The 16,922-nt window shown below is 47.7% G+C and carries 15 protein-coding genes and 1 tRNA gene; 12 read left to right on the forward strand and 4 right to left on the reverse strand.

Going from position 1 to position 16,922, the window contains the following annotated elements; translation table 11 throughout:
- Positions 1 to 40 precede the first annotated feature (40 nt).
- On the reverse strand, positions 41 to 859 hold the full coding sequence (locus GC178_06125) for a mechanosensitive ion channel (protein ID MBI1287141.1): 819 nt from the start codon (positions 857 to 859) through the stop codon (positions 41 to 43).
- Positions 860 to 1,134: 275 nt separating this feature from the next.
- Positions 1,135 to 2,112: a hypothetical protein gene (locus GC178_06130; GenBank protein ID MBI1287142.1), complete on the reverse strand. Its 978-nt coding sequence runs from the start codon at positions 2,110 to 2,112 to the stop codon at positions 1,135 to 1,137.
- Positions 2,113 to 2,201: 89 nt separating this feature from the next.
- Between GC178_06130 and GC178_06135 the strand changes: the two genes are divergently transcribed.
- From GC178_06135 to GC178_06180, 10 genes are all read left to right on the forward strand, one after another.
- Positions 2,202 to 2,468, forward strand: a complete 267-nt coding sequence (locus GC178_06135) for a hypothetical protein (GenBank protein MBI1287143.1) — start codon at positions 2,202 to 2,204, stop codon at positions 2,466 to 2,468.
- 23 nt (positions 2,469 to 2,491) lie between these two features.
- Positions 2,492 to 2,818, forward strand: a complete 327-nt coding sequence (locus GC178_06140; protein ID MBI1287144.1) for a hypothetical protein — start codon at positions 2,492 to 2,494, stop codon at positions 2,816 to 2,818.
- A 312-nt stretch (positions 2,819 to 3,130) separates the two neighbouring features.
- A complete protein-coding gene (locus tag GC178_06145) occupies positions 3,131 to 4,423 on the forward strand; it encodes a hypothetical protein (protein ID MBI1287145.1) in 1,293 nt (430 codons plus the stop codon).
- Entirely contained in the window at positions 4,416 to 6,218 is a 1,803-nt protein-coding gene (locus GC178_06150; protein ID MBI1287146.1) for a DUF853 family protein, read from the forward strand. Before GC178_06145 ends, GC178_06150 begins: the two co-directional genes overlap by 8 nt.
- 4 nt (positions 6,219 to 6,222) lie before the next feature.
- On the forward strand, positions 6,223 to 6,441 hold the full coding sequence (locus GC178_06155; GenBank protein ID MBI1287147.1) for a KTSC domain-containing protein: 219 nt from the start codon (positions 6,223 to 6,225) through the stop codon (positions 6,439 to 6,441).
- Positions 6,441 to 7,469, forward strand: a complete 1,029-nt coding sequence (locus GC178_06160) for a hypothetical protein (protein ID MBI1287148.1) — start codon at positions 6,441 to 6,443, stop codon at positions 7,467 to 7,469. Before GC178_06155 ends, GC178_06160 begins: the two co-directional genes overlap by 1 nt.
- An 18-nt stretch (positions 7,470 to 7,487) precedes the next feature.
- Positions 7,488 to 8,345, forward strand: a complete 858-nt coding sequence (locus GC178_06165; protein ID MBI1287149.1) for a hypothetical protein — start codon at positions 7,488 to 7,490, stop codon at positions 8,343 to 8,345.
- Positions 8,346 to 8,440: 95 nt separating this feature from the next.
- A complete protein-coding gene (locus tag GC178_06170; protein ID MBI1287150.1) occupies positions 8,441 to 8,899 on the forward strand; it encodes a hypothetical protein in 459 nt (152 codons plus the stop codon).
- 20 nt (positions 8,900 to 8,919) lie between these two features.
- Complete coding sequence (locus GC178_06175; protein ID MBI1287151.1) at positions 8,920 to 9,138, forward strand: hypothetical protein; 219 nt, start codon at positions 8,920 to 8,922, stop codon at positions 9,136 to 9,138.
- Between the two features lie 12 nt (positions 9,139 to 9,150).
- On the forward strand, positions 9,151 to 9,417 hold the full coding sequence (locus GC178_06180) for a hypothetical protein (GenBank protein ID MBI1287152.1): 267 nt from the start codon (positions 9,151 to 9,153) through the stop codon (positions 9,415 to 9,417).
- Positions 9,418 to 9,896: 479 nt separating this feature from the next.
- On the opposite strand, the gene GC178_06185 is transcribed toward GC178_06180, so the two are convergent.
- Positions 9,897 to 10,766, reverse strand: a complete 870-nt coding sequence (locus GC178_06185) for a restriction endonuclease (GenBank protein ID MBI1287153.1) — start codon at positions 10,764 to 10,766, stop codon at positions 9,897 to 9,899.
- Positions 10,767 to 10,921: 155 nt separating this feature from the next.
- A tRNA-Ile gene (locus GC178_06190) sits at positions 10,922 to 10,994 on the reverse strand.
- Positions 10,995 to 11,007: 13 nt separating this feature from the next.
- On the opposite strand from GC178_06190, the gene GC178_06195 reads away from it, so the two are divergent.
- Together GC178_06195 and GC178_06200 are read left to right on the forward strand one after the other, a co-directional pair.
- Positions 11,008 to 11,907, forward strand: a complete 900-nt coding sequence (locus tag GC178_06195; protein ID MBI1287154.1) for a cyclic nucleotide-binding domain-containing protein — start codon at positions 11,008 to 11,010, stop codon at positions 11,905 to 11,907.
- Positions 11,908 to 12,087: 180 nt separating this feature from the next.
- Positions 12,088 to 16,920: a hypothetical protein gene (locus tag GC178_06200; GenBank protein MBI1287155.1), complete on the forward strand. Its 4,833-nt coding sequence runs from the start codon at positions 12,088 to 12,090 to the stop codon at positions 16,918 to 16,920.
- The last annotated feature ends 2 nt before the right edge of the window (positions 16,921 to 16,922 follow it).

Below are 16,922 nucleotides of genomic sequence, written 5' to 3' on the forward strand. Positions count from 1 at the left end.
AGGAAGGAACTGTCCTTTTGAAACCACTTGAACGTTTCATTTACTGCTTCATCCACACATCGCGCTGCGGGAACGGGATGGTGATGCCCTTTTCGCGGAAGGCCTTGTCGATGGCGAAGCGCAGGTCGCTTTTAATGAACTCTATTTTAAAGACCGAACGCGAATAGAAGAGCAAGGTGAAGGTGAGTTGCGAATCGGCAAAGTCGGAGAAGAAGACGTTGGGCTTCGGATTCTTCACCACCTCATCGTGTTGCAAGGCACATTCGACCAGGGTCTGTCGCACAAGTTCGAGGTCGGAGCCGTAGGCCACGCCCACCACCACTTTGAAGCGGGTGAGCTTCTGGTTGTGGGTCCAGTTGACCACGCTGCCCGTAATGAACCGCGAGTTGGGGATGATCATGATAATGCCATCACGGGTTTCGAGCTCGGAGGCGCGTAAGCGGATCTCGCGGACGCGACCCACCGTGTTATCGACCTCAATGATGTCGGACACGCGGATGGTGCCATCGAACAGCAGGATGATGCCGCTGACGAAGTCTTTGAACACTTCCTGCAAGCCCAGACCGATACCGACCAACAGGGCTGCGGATCCTGCCAACAGCACGGTGATCTTGAACCCGACCGATTCGAGGCCGAGAAGGATGGCCACCACCCAGATGATGTATTGGATGAGCTGATAGACGGAGAGCCTTCTTCCGCGTTCGAGGTCAGAAATGTTGGCCCGATGGACAATGACCTTCTTGATGCCCCATGTGACCACCCATGTAACCGCAACGATGACGGCCAACGCCACCAGTTGCAGCATGCTGAGGTGATAATTACCCAGGTCGATGATCTGTTTCTGTAAGAATTCTTCCATGAGGCTTTGAAAGCGAACACAAATTTACAGTAACTGTTGCTTGCCCCGTTCTGAATACCCTTTTGGGGGTATGGGGAGGGGTGGGCTGTGCCGGCCGAAGCCCGTAGGCCGTGTCATCTGACCTCCCCCAGCCCCTCCCTTCGACATGCTCAGGGCATGCCTTCCAAGGAGGGGAGCTGCCTGCTTGAACAAATGCAAGAGCCGTCAACTTTTTGAAAGTTGACGGCTCTGGGGTATGCACTGGGCAGTAAGCGCAGGACAAAAGCACGTTTACATTACCCAGCTGGAGGTGGAACAACCATCGGATCCATCGGAATATCGAACGAGTAGCGCATGCCTGAGGTCATCTCGAACGAACCTGAAATGGGGTCGTAACCCGCGGCCGTTATCGTGGTGTCGAAATTGCCCGTGGTATCGGGTTTCAGCCCCTTGATGGTCATGTTCAGGAAGCCATCGGCATCGGTGGTGGCCGTTACGGGTTCCACATCTGTGGCAATTACAATGGTGAGCGTGGCGCCTGCAATGGGCAGGTCCGTGTCGGAGCTGTGAATGTATGCGCCTATCTCAATGGTGTCGGCAGGTACTGGAACTGTTTTGGAGGAAGTGCTTCCTCTATCGATAATGATGCATGCCTGCTGGTATGCCGCGTAAAGTTCGGGGTCGGAGGTTTTGAACGGTACCATGAGGGGATTGAGCTGCTCCTTGAACAGCTTGGCCGTTTGGGAGAACAGTTCTTTGAGGCCCACGGTATTGAGGTGCTTGGTGTTGATGGCCACGCGGGGTGCTTCGAGGACGGCCACATACGCATCGAGGGCGTCCTGCCACGCGGTAACGGTGGTGGCATCGATACCGTAATCGGCAAGTGCCACGAGGTTGTCGTTAACGATCTGGATACGGTAGTCGCAGAAGCCCTGCATGGTGTCGTCTTTGATGCGCTCGATGTCGCTGAGCGGGTAGTTAAGCTCCTCGGCCAGTGTGTTGTTGCCGGTGGCAATGGCCCAAGCGCGTGCAGAACTGACGGTCGCATGGGTCAAATTGTCGAGTGCTGCTCTGACAGCCTTCTTATCGAGGGTGACCCCCTTGGAGGTTGCCGACTGGCCTGCCACGCGGCTGTTGATGGCCGTAATGTTGGCGTTGAGCTGTGCGAAGGCGGCTGCCCGCGCGGGAACCGTATCTATGACCGTCTGATTATCGGTGTAGAAACCGCTGACGACCAAGTACATGTCGAGTCTGTTTGATTGTGCATCGTTCATGACCTTTGATTTTATGCCCATTGGGCGGGTTAATGTCTTTATAACCAAGAGCGGTGCATGGAAATTTCATGGGGGCGGGAATTTGCTTTATGAGACCACCGCGAAGCAGTTGTTGGCTCACAAAGAGCGGTGGTGGGGCAACGTTGTGTGGTGGTTGTGCCGCCAAAAGCGGTGGTGCGGCCACCAGAAGCGGTGGTAGGGAATGCATGTGCACGGGTTACGATATGAGAACGGCCGTTGGGGATGGCGCGAGCACCATTTACGAAGCACTATGCATGGTGCGGGCCACGATGCGCGGTGGTTGTTCTGCATTCTTTGGTGGTTTCGACACAATAATTGGCACTTGGGTGTGTTAAACAGGAAATAAACACACAACAAGATGCTATTATTGAACATCAAACGACTCTTGGAGCTACGGAATATCCGTTCGGGGCGCTCCTACCTTGTAAACCATGGATATACGGACAATGAGGCACGGTGGCTGCTTTCGGAGACGCATAAGATGATACGGTTGAAGATGATGGACCGACTGTGCGTGACCTTCAACTGCCCACTGGAGGACCTTTATGAGTGGAAGGGCGGCACAGATCATCCGTTAGGGTATCTGAGACGCTCGCAGGTGAAGAAGGTGAACCAACTGTTGGAGGGCAAGAGCCCGCAGGAGCTGGAGGAGCTGATCCGAAAGCTGGAGAACGGGGAGATCTGACCTGTGGATCCGGAGTTAGGAGTTAGAAGACAGGGGTTGGAGACCGTGCTGGTGCTGTAGGGTATTGCACGCAGAGGGACTGAGAGGCGGAGGGAAAGTTTTGGGGATGTAGTTAGGTTGCATTCGTATAGAACAACCAAGCAGAGCAAGATACAGTAAACGACCTGAAACAAGCAGGTTTTCAGTAGCTGATGGAGCCCCACATACTGTTCGCATTTTCGAGTAGTAGGTGGGGTTTCCTTTTAGAATTTGACAACATAGTGTTGCGGGAATGGGATTGATTTGGTAGTATTGGAAAAATACTTGATAAGCATGGAGCAAGTGCATGATCCCAGAGAGTTCATTAGAGGAATTCAACAAATACTCATTAACAATACAATTAGAATCGGATTTCTGTTTGGGGCAGGGACGTCAATGGCCGCTCCGCTGACGGATAAGGATGGGAATCTAATGCGCGATGGCAAGGGGCGCAAGAAACCGTTGATTCCTGGGGTTTGGTCGATGACATCCACTATAGTTGAATCTATCAACGAAGACAAATTCAAAAAGGCGTTGAAGCAGATTAAAGAAGAATTAGAATCCAATGAAAAGGAACCAGAAAAAAAGAATCAAGCATTCATGCTTGAAAATATCATATCTGCTATTGACCAAAAACTTAGGGTAGTTGGAAAAGACAAACTATGTGGCCTTAATAAGGAAGAACTCAAACAATTAAGAGCCAATTTCCAAAAGAAAATCAAAGATCTAGTTGCGGTTCATGATAATGACGAAATCAATCTCCATAAATCCAGCGCGATGCACTCGGATTTTGCCCGTTGGATTAGATATGCTGCCAGAAAACACTCGATTGAAGTATTTACCACCAACTACGATTACCTCTTTGAGATTGGATTTGAGGACCAGAGACTTCCATATTTCGATGGATTTGTTGGGGGATTCAGCCCGTTTTTTGATCCTATTAGTGTTGAGAACGATCAGTTATTACCTAAATGGACGAGGTTGTGGAAACTTCATGGTTCACTAGGATGGGGGTATAATGAAGAAGAAACCAGAATCATAAGAAGCCGAGAACTTAGTTCTGATGGTATTGTGATTTATCCTTCGTTGTTGAAGTATGACGATTCTAGAAAACAACCATACTCAAGCTACATAGAGAGATTGTCTTCCTTTATTAAGAAAGATGATGGTGTGCTGTTTATCTGTGGTTATTCATTCGGAGACGAGCATATCAATGAGACAATAATGAATGCTCTTGAACAATCTAAATCAACTACAGTGATTGCGCTCGTATTCGATGACCAACTATCAGAAACGTCCATCCCGGTCAAAATCGGAAGGCGATCGAATAAAATCATGATTTGCTCAAATAAAACCGCATTAATCGGTGGTGTTTATGGGAACTGGAAACTCAAACGGGAGCCTGCAAAGGATGATTTTGAGTTTATAGATAGGTTCTTTGATCGTGATGGTCCAGAACCAACAGAGGCTAAAGGAAAGGGGGATGAGACACCTATCAGTACCGGGCTGCTTAAGCTCGTAGATTTTAGTGTGTTCGTTGAGTTCCTTATTGACCTGTCTTATCCAACAGAATTGAAAAATGGATAGTATCCCTCATACGATTATCGGACACATCAAGAGTGTTAATGGCAGTCGGTTATCGGTTAAGTTATCCGATGACTTCCGGTCTTCTATGCCCATCATTAACGGTGTTGTATACCGCATAGGTCAAATCGGCTCATTCGTTAGAATTCCGTTGGGATATGCTCATTTATATGGTTTGGTGACTCAAGCTGGTGCAGAGGCGATACCAGAAAAACTATTAGGAAACGCACAAACAGATGAGGCAACTAACAGTTCTCGCTGGATTACTGTGGTCCTGGTTGGTGAGAGGGTCAGAAACAGGTTTGAGCGTGGAGTTATTCAGTTTCCAACCCCCGATGATGAAGTGCATCTAGTCACGATTGATGACCTAAAGATTATTTACAGTGAAATAGATGGTGATAGCTCCATTACGGTTGGACAAATTAGTTCATCCGAGAGCCTTCCAGCGCATATTGATTTGAATAGGTTTCTATCTAGGCATAGCGCTATTGTTGGTAGTACTGGAAGCGGTAAATCAAACACAGTTTCCATAATTCTTGAGGCTATTGCTTCACGTAAAGAGTTTAAATCTTCCAGAATTCTGCTTATCGATCCGCACGGTGAATACAATGAAACTCTAAAACCGTTCAGTAAAGTGTTTAGAGTAAACGCAGATTTGAAGAATGCAGAACACGAGTTGCGTATCCCGTTTTGGGCTCTGCCATTTGAAGAGTTGTTTTCGATTTTTCCAGGAGACCTGAAGGAATCTGCCTTAGATAATGTTAGAGCCAATATTCAGAGTCGAAAAAGTGCGGCAGCTAAACTTTTGGCGAAAAAACCATCTGACCAATCAATTAACGCTGACAGTCCTGTGCCATTCAGTCTTAACCATCTTTGGTACGACCTAGACGATTTTGAAAAGCAAGTATTCGATAAGGTCAAAGTGGGAACTGAGTATGAGTTGCGGTTTGTAGAAAGGATTTTAGAAGGAAACCCAGTTACGCTTACGCCCAGTCAACATCAACCACCTGGAGCGGGCGGAGGAAACCCAAACATCAACAAAGCCGCTATGGGCATACTTACTTTCCTGAATGGCATGCGTAACCGAATATTGGATGATCGGTACAGATTCTTGTTCAATCCAGGAGAATATTTGCCCGATGCCAATGGTAAGGCTGAATACGATTTAGATAGCTTGTTGGCAAGTTGGCTGAATGACGATAAGCCAATTACAATTTTAGACTTGTCAGGCGTCCCTTCGGAAATCATGACATCGATTTCTGGGACGATTATCAAAATAATCTATGATTCACTTTTTTGGGGCCAAGAATTAAATGTTGGAGGGCGTAAACAACCACTATTGATAGCGTTGGAAGAAGCTCATAGTTATTTGAAAGCGGGCGTTGATTCTATTTCATCACGAACAGTTCAAACCATTGCAAAAGAAGGGCGAAAGTATGGGGTTGGTTTGCTGCTCATTACTCAACGCCCCTCGGAATTAGATGAGACTGTTCTTAGCCAATTAGGCACTTTAGTCGCTCTTCGCATGACTAACTCAAAGGATCGGGGACATGTTGGAAGCGTTATGCCTGATGACCTAAATGATCTTGTTTCTTTACTCCCAAGTCTTCGGACTGGAGAAGGGTTGGTTATGGGCGAAGCGGTTAAAATTCCTTCTAGAGTGAAATTTGATAAAGTCACCTACGCCCCAAAAAGTAGTGACCCTGTAGCTTCTGAACAATGGGCAAAGCCAAAACCAAGTGATGATGAATATGAAGAACTCTTACTACGTTGGCGTAATAGAAAACTAAAATCCTAGCAACATGGAAATAGAAAAAATTTATGTGTCCTCATCGAATATAGAGGCGGTCGGATATGATGAGGCAACGGAAACATTAAGGGTTTGGTTTCTTAATGGGTCCGTCTATGATTATTCCGGTGTTAATAGTCTGGAGTTTGAAGGGCTTCGAGATGCTCCTTCGGTTGGATCATACCTTCATCAAAACATCAAAGGGCAGTATCCTTATGTAAAAGTCGGTTAATGTCACTTTCTCTGAATCAAAAACGAAATAGAGTTGAAATCTCGGATTTGCTCATTGAGAACCAAATAGTTTTCAACTACTTCGATAAACTTCCTGCGGGAGAACGAGACGAGAAACTTCTGAGAGCAATTTACATTGGCGTTTTGGCCTTGATGGAAGACCGCTTGTCTGCCTTCCTATCAAAAACTCAAAATGAATTAGGCACCGAATTAGAAAGTTTGAAGGTGATGTTCGACCTGAAGCAAGAACTCTTCTATAAGACCACTATGAAGGGTATGCTTGCGGAAGAGGAGATTGCCGAGTTTCTGAACAATTACTTCCAAGACAAGAAGTTGAAGGATGTGGCTAAGCTTACGGGCAACGCTGCGGGCAACCTGCCAAAGAATAAGACTGGTGATATAATCTGTGAAGTTGATGGCTCGCATGACCTTCGAATTGCTATTGAGTGCAAGTTCGATAAGAGCGTGAGGCTTGGCGATATTGAAAGCAAGGATGTCTTTATCCGAAAAACGGACACGGCTTGGAGCCAGTTATTGGAGGCTCAGGCCAACCGAGATTCTAAAATAAGTATGATCGTTTTTGACCGCTCGCTGGTTGACAATAGTGTGCTGAAACAGGTTGAGAATGTCGGGTTCATTCCTGGGGTTGGTTTTATTGTGATCATTGATTCTCAACGTGGCGATTATACCAACTTGGCGGTTGGCTATATGCTTGCAAGGGACATTGCAGTGAATGCCAAGGAGACCGAATTGGACAAGGATATGCTTGCTCTTTTAGTAACCCGAATTGTAAAAGACCTTGGTGAGGTGATGCGCATAAAAATGCTGGTAGAACAGAATATCAGCAACAACCAAGAGATTCTGAAACAGCTTGAAAGAAGCATGCTGCTGATGGAGTTCAATCAGCAGTACCTCGGCAAGTTTTTGAAGGACGGCAAACTGACAAAGGAGGATATGCTTGACTTCTATATGGGTGAAGACGTGAAGGAGAAGTTCAAAGCGATTGAGAAGCAGATTACTTCTGTTTGATGGATATGATGATTACCCATGAAGTCGATTCGAGATGTTATTGCGGACATATGGGCCAATGAAGTAGACAATACCCTAAATCAACTTGAGGATTTTGGCTTTCTAGGGGATGTCAACCACGTGGTTGATTCCGTTCAATCTTGGGATGGATTAGACATTACATATGTGGAAGCCCTCGCGTCTTCCACTCTAACCAAAATCAACACTAAGCTTTCCCAGCTAGACTTCAACGAAAAGCGAACCTTACGTTATACAATTGGAAACATTATGAGTCGGCTTTTTGTGCTATTGATGGCCAAAAGTCAGGTTAGTCAGGCAAAGCTTGGAGGGGGCTTGGCGAAGACGTTGAAAACCACCTGCAAACTTCACAATTGGAACTATGACGAACTGGTCAAGGAATTCCAACACGAGGTTGCTCAATTCCTGAATTCACAGATATTAAGCCCTCCAGAATCAAAGGAAATAACCCATAGTTCAACCTACTACTATAAATGGACTGGAGACAGAAAAGGAGATTTAGTCGACTTGGCCGTTAGGCTGAAAGACAACGGCATCATTAAATCCCAAAACGAATTCCAGAAACTGTTTACCAACACATCGAAAGGAAATTTAAGTGTAAGAACTTCCAAAGAGCATCGAGATTTGGTTTTGGTACTCTTTGATGAACTAAAGACAGCAGGACTAATAGCGTGGTTTGGTCATCGCGCCAAACATTTTACTCCTCTGAAAGCCCGATTTGTTGATTTTGAAGGAAATCAGTTAATCCAAGTTGAAGTAAGAAGGTTAATGTTTGCCATTAGAAAGAATTCAACTAAGCATGCTGAGTTGAAGAGGATTGTACATAGCTGGACTAATGGGTTTAAGGATTCTCGTTGATGTTAAGTTGATGATGAGTTGACCGTGAACTGAGCGAGTCAATTTAATGCTGATTATCGACCTAATTTTATCCTCGGATTAAAAATTCAATTATCATGACAATAAATCAATTTGTCCAAGTCAATGGACTAGGAATTACGGATGCAATCGTGTTGCGCAAGAAATTCTTTGGAATGGTAGACCATTATGCTCTGTATATGGGAGTGCGCGAAAACCGGCACGTATTCATTGCCAACTACACTCAGGGAGTTCGTGAAATAGGAGAAGATGAACTTGCCGAATTTCTGACGCAACTTGAACCTACAAGAATCGAAAGGTTTCCAGGAAATGAAATTCAACGGGTATCTGCAATTCGCAGGGCATGGTCTCGCGTTGGACAACAAGCATATGACTATATCACCAACAATTGCGAGCATTTCAAGAATTGGGTTCATTGGGGTGAGCATCGAAGTGAACAGGTTGAAGCCGCTGGTAAAGTTGTTGCAGGTGCTGCATTGATTGCTGGAGGCGCTCTTGCTATCGGCTTACTAGCCTCCCTATTAAAAGAAGATTAACCTTTAAATTTTTAAACCAAATGCCATTTCCATTAATTCCAATCTTAGCCGTAGCCGCCATTTTAGGAGGTGTTGGCACGCTCTTGTGGTATGATAAGTTAACACCCGCTCAAAAAGCGGATGCAAATCGAAGAGCCAATCGTGTTGCAATGAACTTGTTCCAAAAACAATTAGCTCAATTAACCGAGAGCCAGAAGAAGCAGGTTTACAACCAAGTTCGCAAAGAACTCAATTCCTAATAGTATGCATTCATGAAAATTCAAGTCAATGAGGGTCATGCAGGTGTTCTCACCATGCGAGATGGGACAACGAAGAATTATGGAGTAATACGCCTGACGAAAGACATGCAGAATTTGGTGCATTACACTGGAAAAGGGCTTCGGGAAATCTTTCCACGCAATCCGAATGAAGAACAACTTAAGAAGGCCGAAGAGTTGAAGCAACTCGATGAGAAGGTTCTAATGCGCTCCGGTCATATTGTGTGGACGCCTGTTTCGGAGATACTGGAGGCGAATTGACCATAATTAACAGCGGAAACCGAAAAGCTTTAATAGAGTAGGTGAAATCCAAATTCAATCATTTATGGCTAAATCAAGCGGAATGAAGAATGCACCAAGCACTACGGGAAGACCTTCCGGTGGTGGCAGATCAAATGCGCCAACTAAGGGTGGCTCAAATTCTGGGGGAGCATCAAAAGGAGGAGCCACTAAGAAGTAAGCTCTACATCTCGGAAATCTCCGAAAGCAACCCCGTTCTGGACGCAGAGCGGGATTGTTCGTTTTTACTTTTCAATCAACTATTCCAACATTAACCTGTCTGGAAAAACTAACCATTGTTTTCACAAGCCATCAACTTGTCCATCCTGACCTACTCAAACAACCGATTCTGTTTTTGATTCAGAGATTCTTCCTTCGTCAGAATGACAAAGGGAATATCTGGGAGATTGCCGCGCTGCGCTCGCAATGACGGGAATTGCTCATGGGCCTACTGAAACCGACTAATCGCGGTAGGTTCCTTTGAATACTTCGTTGACCTGCCAATGGATGAACTCGGGTTCTGGGTAGTAGGTGCGTTTGACCGGAAGTTGAATACCGCGATCATGAAAGCGCAAGAGCCATTCTTGGAGCCCATACCCTCCGTTTGCCTTGGTAGATACTTTGAGTTTGAGGTTCTCATCAATTGCAAAGAGACCGTAGTCGAACAGTTTATGATGCATGGTGCACATGGCCACTCCATTCTGTTCTATATCCGGTCCTCCGGCCTGATGCCATTTAATATGGGCGGCCTCTACACCGACCACTTGATCATCTCTTCTTATCTGGAAGCCGCAAATGGCACATTTGCGCTCGTATGCTTCGAGTACCCTCTGACGGAATTCGGGGTCTCTCCTTTTCCGTTTGTGTTCGGTGTAGTCGAAGTCGAGCTCCAGACCCAAGGCGTTCAAAATATCTTCATGAAGCGATTCTGGAAAGTTCTCGTGAAGCAAGAATTCCACAGCCTTAGTAAAAACTGTTGGGTCTTTCAATGAATCCTGCACTTCGGGAATGAAGCTGCCCGAAGCTTGCACCTGAATGAGTTTTCCTTTACCGTAATCTTGTGTTGTTTTAAGAGGCTCAGATGCATTGACTGTCCAAATACCATCGTTTGCAAGACGTAGAAACGGATAAGTAGCCTTCGTTGGATTGGGTGGTCCGTAATCTTCCAACAGTTTGGACAGTTTCTCATCGACAACAGTAAACGGGTTGACGGTAACGCCCCGTTGCAACTGGGAAAGGGCAAAGAGCATGAGCAAAGGCTTGTGGGGCGCCCGCTTATCACCTTTTTTCCATGCGTTGACGTTCGCTATTGCCTTCAGTACATCCACCATGTAAATCTATTAAAGTGGATGAATTGTGTGTTGAGGTTGGGAAGGGAGAAGGAAGGATCATTGCGACTCCTCCCTTCTTTCGAAATGACAAAAGGAGGTGGATGGAACGGGGGCCGTATTAGACCCTGAAACGAGTTCAGGGTGACGAGGGTTTGTTGGCCTACCGGGACTTGAACCCGGAACCTTCACCTTATAAGAGTGCTGCTCTGACCATTGAGCTACAGGCCAATAAAAAAGCCCCTTGAAATGGGGCTTGACCTGTAGTTGCGATATGCGCGAACAGCAAGGGGTCAACTCTCCATTTGGGGGGAGCCGGATATTTCCTGTATCTGTATTCGCTGCAATTGCATGCCGCAAAGTTATGGTTCTGTATTTATATGTGACGCTGGATCGGTGGATGACCGCTCCGATGACGCGTGTTTACCTTCAGGGCCACCATTTCGCACAGTTGCAACACATGCCTGTTGCCGCCAAAACCCATTCTCGACAACTGACCGAGGCCAATGTTGTCGCTGGCGGTATGCAGATTATCTTCGCAGAGACCGCTGAGCCACCGCATATGATATCCGAGCTAAAAGATTTTCTGTCCACCCTTGGAAAACTGAACCCCGTGGATGTGGTGATGGTGGCCAAGCTGATGAAGGTCCGTTCCTATAGCACGGGTGAATTCCTGACACAGACCGGACACAGCACCGAACTGTTCGCCATTCTGAAGGGAATGACCAGGAATTACATCATCCTTCCGAATGGCGAGGAAAAGACCATGCGCTTGAACAATGAGGGTACGGTCACGGCCAGCCCGACCGTTTTTACTGATGATGAAACGGCCCCGGAGATCATTGTGGCGTTGGAAAACTGTCTGATCGCAAGCTTGGATGTGCGTGAGTTGGAGAAATTGGCAGACCACCGGCCCAACGTGATGGCCATGTTTGCCAGCGAACTGAAAAAGGCCATTACCGAGTCCCGCGAACAGGTCTGGTTCCATACCGTACTGACGCCAGAAGACCGATACCTCTATATCCGTGAGCGGTATCCGCAGCTGTTGCAACGCGTGCAGATCAAGTACTTGGCATCCTATATCGGCATCACGCCCGTTTCGCTTTCCAGGATCCGGGCACGTTTGGTGAAGCCCGGCAAATAAGGCCGAAGAACTTAGCTTAAGTTATTTTCTGACCACTCCCGAGTTCTCACTTTTGCTTCGGGGTGTTGTGTTTGGGATTCGTTGATTCCCTATGGACGGCCATTGATGGTTTGGCCGTCCGCACACCCTCTTTCCTCCCCTGATCCATCACCCGAAAAGCCCTTCGTCCGAAACTAACTTATGTTATTTCAGCCCCCGCTGCGCTGGCTGAGATTTGTATCAACCATCAATTCTCTCATCATGACCCATTACATCAAGGCAATTCTCATTGCAGGAACAGCAGTCTTCTTCAGTATCCAATTAAAGGCACAACAGGGCGTTGGCATCGGCCCGGCAAGCGTCAATCCACAGGAAATGTTGCAAGTTGACGGGGCCATCAAGCTCGGCACCGACTTTATCAATACAAGCGCTGCGCCTACGGGCGGAGCCGGAACCATCCACTGGAACGGAACCAACTTTCAGGGCTGGGATGGCACGCAGTGGACAACCTTTGGCGGTGGCGCAGATGCCGATTGGACCATCAGCGGGAACGACATCTACAGCGCCAACTCGGGCAACGTGGGTATCGGAACTTCCAATCCACTCACAAAACTGCATTTGACATCCACCTCAGGAGATGCGGTGTTCTCATTGACCCCAGGTGCTGGTGGTTCAGGTCGTATATCGTTCCGCAGATCGAACAACAACATTTCGTGGACATTAGGCGAAACACCAACAAATGATTTCTTCCTGTTCGATTACCAGAATAACGCTACTCCATTCCGTGTGGATGCAGGAGCGGGAAATGCTGCTTTACGGGTCGCCTCATCGGGTAACGTAGGTGTCGGCACGGGAGGACCAACTCAGAAACTGCATGTCGAAGGTTCTATCCGCATGGTGGATGGCAATGAGGCAGTTGGGTTTATACCTGTTTCTGATGTAAATGGAAAAATGACCTGGACGGATCCCTTCGGAGTTGTTACCTCCCAGGCATGGGGACTGACCGGAAACAGTGGGACTGACCCGTCTATCAATTTCATTGGAACTTCAGATGCTCAGGCGTTAAAATTCAAAGTGAATAATGAAAAGGCGGGATACATCGACCATGGAACTCCTTACACCACCAGTTTGGGATATCAGGCGTTGAACGTCAATACGGGAACAGACAATGTCGCAATCGGTTATCAGGCTTTATTGGCAAATACAAGCGGTGTAAAGAATACTGCGGTCGGAAAAGGCACCCTTTCTATCAATACTACAGGCAGCTACAATACGGCCATGGGATATGCCATGCTCAACAATACGGTCGGAGATAATAACACGGCAATTGGGGATGGCGCGCTTGTAGCCAATACCATCGCTGACAACAACACGGCAGTTGGCGGTAATGCAATGTTTTCGAACACCACGGGAGAAAACAATACTGCGTTGGGGGTTGAGTCTTTGGCGAACAATACAACCGGATCAAAAAATACCGCTGTCGGCCTTGGTGCGCTGAACGCCAATACTACTGCCAGCTTCAATACGGCCATAGGTTGGGAGGCAATGTACGCCACCACCACCGGAAATAATTCAACAGCTGCGGGCCATTGGGCTTTGCACGATAACACCACCGGTGTCGGCAACGTGGCTTTTGGATCGCACGCATTAAGAAATAACATCGTTGGCGATTCCAATACTGCTATGGGCGTGAATGCAGGACAGAGTAACACAGGAAGCAATAACGTGTTCCTTGGGAATTCATCGGGGAGCACCAACACCGGTAGTGGAAACGTCTTTCTGGGATTTCAGGCAGGTCAGAATGAGGTTGGAAGCGATAAGCTGTATATCGACAACTCGAATATTGCCACTCCACTCATATACGGGGATTTCGGTACTGACCTTTTGCGCGTGAACGGAACACTGAACGTCAACAACGCTTATAGTTTTCCGATAGCCGATGGAGCAAACGGTTTTGTGCTTACTACAAACGGTTCAGGAACTACGGCTTGGATAGATCCGACAGGAATTTCTGGCCCGATAGATGAAATTGCAGATGCTGACAATGACACCAAGATACAGGTGGAGGAAAACCCGGATGAGGACAGAATCCGCTTTGACCTGGCCGGAACAGAAAAGTGGGTAATGCGCGGGAGTAGATTAGAACCTGCCAATACGGGCAACGGCCTTTTCATCGGAGCAAATGCCGGGCAAAGTGATGATCTCAATAATCGCAACAATCATTTCATCGGTAATCTAAGTGGGGCACTTACCACAACTGGAGAGAACAACACGGCTTTCGGGAACGCTACACTTACCTATAATACCACAGGAGAAGCCAACGTTGCGGTTGGGGATTACAGCGGACACCAGAACAGTTCAGGGATTTACAATACCTATCTCGGAGCTCAGGCCGGATCGAACCAGCAGACTGGCAACCAGAATACCTTGGTCGGTTATTACGCTGGTCGCGGAAGTGCGCTTTACAGCGGTTCGTCCAACACGATGGTCGGCTATTTGGCAGGAAGTAATGTGGCAGGTAATGGAAATGTTTTTCTGGGGAATCAAGCGGGTGAGAACGAAACCGGAAGCAACCGACTTTACATTGATAACACCAATACCGGCAATCCGCTCATTTTTGGCGATTTCAGCACGGATTGGCTGAAGATAAACGGGAGGATAACGCCAACTGGCGGAGTTACCGATGTTGACAACGACACTAAAATTCAGGTGGAAGAAACCGCGGATGAGGACATTATCCGATTTGACATGGCGGGCACAGAGTATTTCACCATGAGCAATGGAAAGATAGGTGTGCTGAACACGAACAGTTCCGTTTACATCGGGCAATCGGCAGGCGGGGCGGCTGATTATTCGCCAGCATCCGAGAAGAACAACGTTGGTATTGGTAGCATTGCTCTGAGCTCCGTTACCGATGGCGGTTGGAATACTGCCATTGGATATGGCGCCCTCAATGCGGTTACCTCGGGGGTCAACAACATCGGTATCGGACCTTATGCCATGGGAGATAATTCTACAGGTAGCCATAATACGGCAGTTGGTGCAGGAGCTGGAGACAATCACAACTCGGGGGACGAAAACGTTTTCTTGGGACGTTCTGCCGGTGCCGATGGCCTTGGCAGCGGCAATGTGCTGATCGGAACCTATTCGGGGCAAGGTCAATCCCTCAACAACCGACTTTTCATTGAAAACACCAATACGTCATCACCGCTTATCTATGGCGAGTTTGACAATGATCTTTTGCGCATCAATGGAACACTCAATGTGAACAACGCCTATAGTTTTCCGACCGTTGATGGAACCAGTGGCTATGTAATGACCACGGATGGGTCAGGGGCGGTTACTTGGACCAATCCTGGCACTATCACAACTGCCGATGATGGCGATTGGGTCGTAGCTGGAAATGACATCTATAATGCCAACACTGGGAATTTAGGCATCGGAACCTCCACACCCGATCGTCAACTGAACATCGAGTCGGCAACAGGACCACAGATGCTTTTCACCCGAAACGACAACAACACGGTTGACGGTGAATTGATGGGCGAGATCCTGTTCGATAATAATGACGATACAGCCCCTTCCTCTGTAGACGCGGCAGTGGTCATTCGTGCCAACGCTTCTGGCCCTCAAGGAAACAGCAACAAAGGCGGGTACTTGAGCATACTCACGAAGAATAGCGTTTCGGGCACCTTGGCTGCTACTGAAAGAATGCGTGTGGCCGCTGATGGCAAAGTAGGGATCGGCACTTCGTCACCCGCTGCCATCCTCCACGTTGCTGGGTCAGGAACAACCGATGCTGAAGGAATAAGGATCAGCGGATCCAATGGAAATGCCGTCATTTATATGAACGGAAGTGGCGACCTCGTCATGCGCAAGGTGAACCTCACCGATCAATTGGTCCTGGATGTAGGTGGAAACATCGGTATCGGAACAAGTGGGCCCGCTCAGAAGCTCGATGTGCAAGGTTCCATTAGAATGGTGGATGGCAACCAAGCAGCCGGCTATTTGCTGGTGAGTGATGCCACAGGCAAAATGACATGGACCAACCCCGCCACGATTATTACACCCGACAACGATTGGACCGTAAGCGGTAATGATGTTTACAGTACGGGAAGCGGCAATGTGGGTATTGGCCAGAGTAGCCCTTCACAGAAACTGCACGTGGGCGGTAATCTGCTTCTTGATAGAAACGGGATAATCAATAACACCACCAGAACCATAACGGTCGGAGGTTCACGGCAGGATGCGGGCAATGATTTTGCTCAGATCAATTTTCAGAATTACGATCCGAACAGTGGGGCGGTCGATTACACAGGAGCGCGAATTGCCGTTGAAAATGATGGTGGTGCCGATGACGGAGCACTTTCTTTCCATACAACAGACAGCGGAACGCTTTCCAAGCAAATGACCATCACCTCGGGTGGAAATGTTGGTATTGGTCAGGTATCACCAGCAAGTAAATTGGTGGTTCAAACAAGTGCCGATGGCTTTGAGGTCTTTGCCGCAAGAATCATAAACACGGCCAACAGCAACAGCAGCCGCGATGAAGGTCTGTTGGTGCGTGCGGGTCACAACACCTTTGCCTCAGGGCAGGAATCAAGCATGGTTCAGTTTGAAACTCCGAACGCTACTTATTTGGGGCGCATCCGCCAAAGCGGGTCCAATTCGGTGGATTACGTGACCACTTCCGACATCCGCCTCAAGACGGATATTGTAGAAACCCAATATGGACTTGATGATCTTCTTGCCATAGAGGTCAAAGACTATCACTACAAGGCCGATGGCCGGAAACTCGAAACAGGCTTTATCGCGCAGCAGCTTTTTGAGCATTATCCGACCGCTGTCGATGTCGGAGGCGAGAATGTGGAAGAGCGTCCATGGGGCGTGGCATACGGCAAACTCACACCGCTGTTGGTCAAGTCCATGCAAGACCTAAAGAACGAAAAGGACCAATTGCAGGAACAGGTTCAGAGCCAGCAAGCGGTCATTGAGCAGTTGCTTCAACGCGTTTCGCAATTGGAGCAGCATTAAGC

Source organism: Flavobacteriales bacterium (assembly GCA_016124845.1).
In the GTDB taxonomy this organism is placed as follows: Bacteria; Bacteroidota; Bacteroidia; order UBA10329; family UBA10329; genus UBA10329.

Coding starts and splice junctions, on each gene's coding strand:
- GC178_06125 (MBI1287141.1), bottom strand. CDS start 859: ATGGAAGAATTCTTACAGAAACAGATCATCGACCTGGGTAATTATCAC.
- GC178_06130 (MBI1287142.1), bottom strand. CDS start 2,112: ATGAACGATGCACAATCAAACAGACTCGACATGTACTTGGTCGTCAGC.
- GC178_06135 (MBI1287143.1), top strand. CDS start 2,202: ATGAGACCACCGCGAAGCAGTTGTTGGCTCACAAAGAGCGGTGGTGGG.
- GC178_06140 (MBI1287144.1), top strand. CDS start 2,492: ATGCTATTATTGAACATCAAACGACTCTTGGAGCTACGGAATATCCGT.
- GC178_06145 (MBI1287145.1), top strand. CDS start 3,131: ATGGAGCAAGTGCATGATCCCAGAGAGTTCATTAGAGGAATTCAACAA.
- GC178_06150 (MBI1287146.1), top strand. CDS start 4,416: ATGGATAGTATCCCTCATACGATTATCGGACACATCAAGAGTGTTAAT.
- GC178_06155 (MBI1287147.1), top strand. CDS start 6,223: ATGGAAATAGAAAAAATTTATGTGTCCTCATCGAATATAGAGGCGGTC.
- GC178_06160 (MBI1287148.1), top strand. CDS start 6,441: ATGTCACTTTCTCTGAATCAAAAACGAAATAGAGTTGAAATCTCGGAT.
- GC178_06165 (MBI1287149.1), top strand. CDS start 7,488: ATGAAGTCGATTCGAGATGTTATTGCGGACATATGGGCCAATGAAGTA.
- GC178_06170 (MBI1287150.1), top strand. CDS start 8,441: ATGACAATAAATCAATTTGTCCAAGTCAATGGACTAGGAATTACGGAT.
- GC178_06175 (MBI1287151.1), top strand. CDS start 8,920: ATGCCATTTCCATTAATTCCAATCTTAGCCGTAGCCGCCATTTTAGGA.
- GC178_06180 (MBI1287152.1), top strand. CDS start 9,151: ATGAAAATTCAAGTCAATGAGGGTCATGCAGGTGTTCTCACCATGCGA.
- GC178_06185 (MBI1287153.1), bottom strand. CDS start 10,766: ATGGTGGATGTACTGAAGGCAATAGCGAACGTCAACGCATGGAAAAAA.
- GC178_06200 (MBI1287155.1), top strand. CDS start 12,088: ATGTTATTTCAGCCCCCGCTGCGCTGGCTGAGATTTGTATCAACCATC.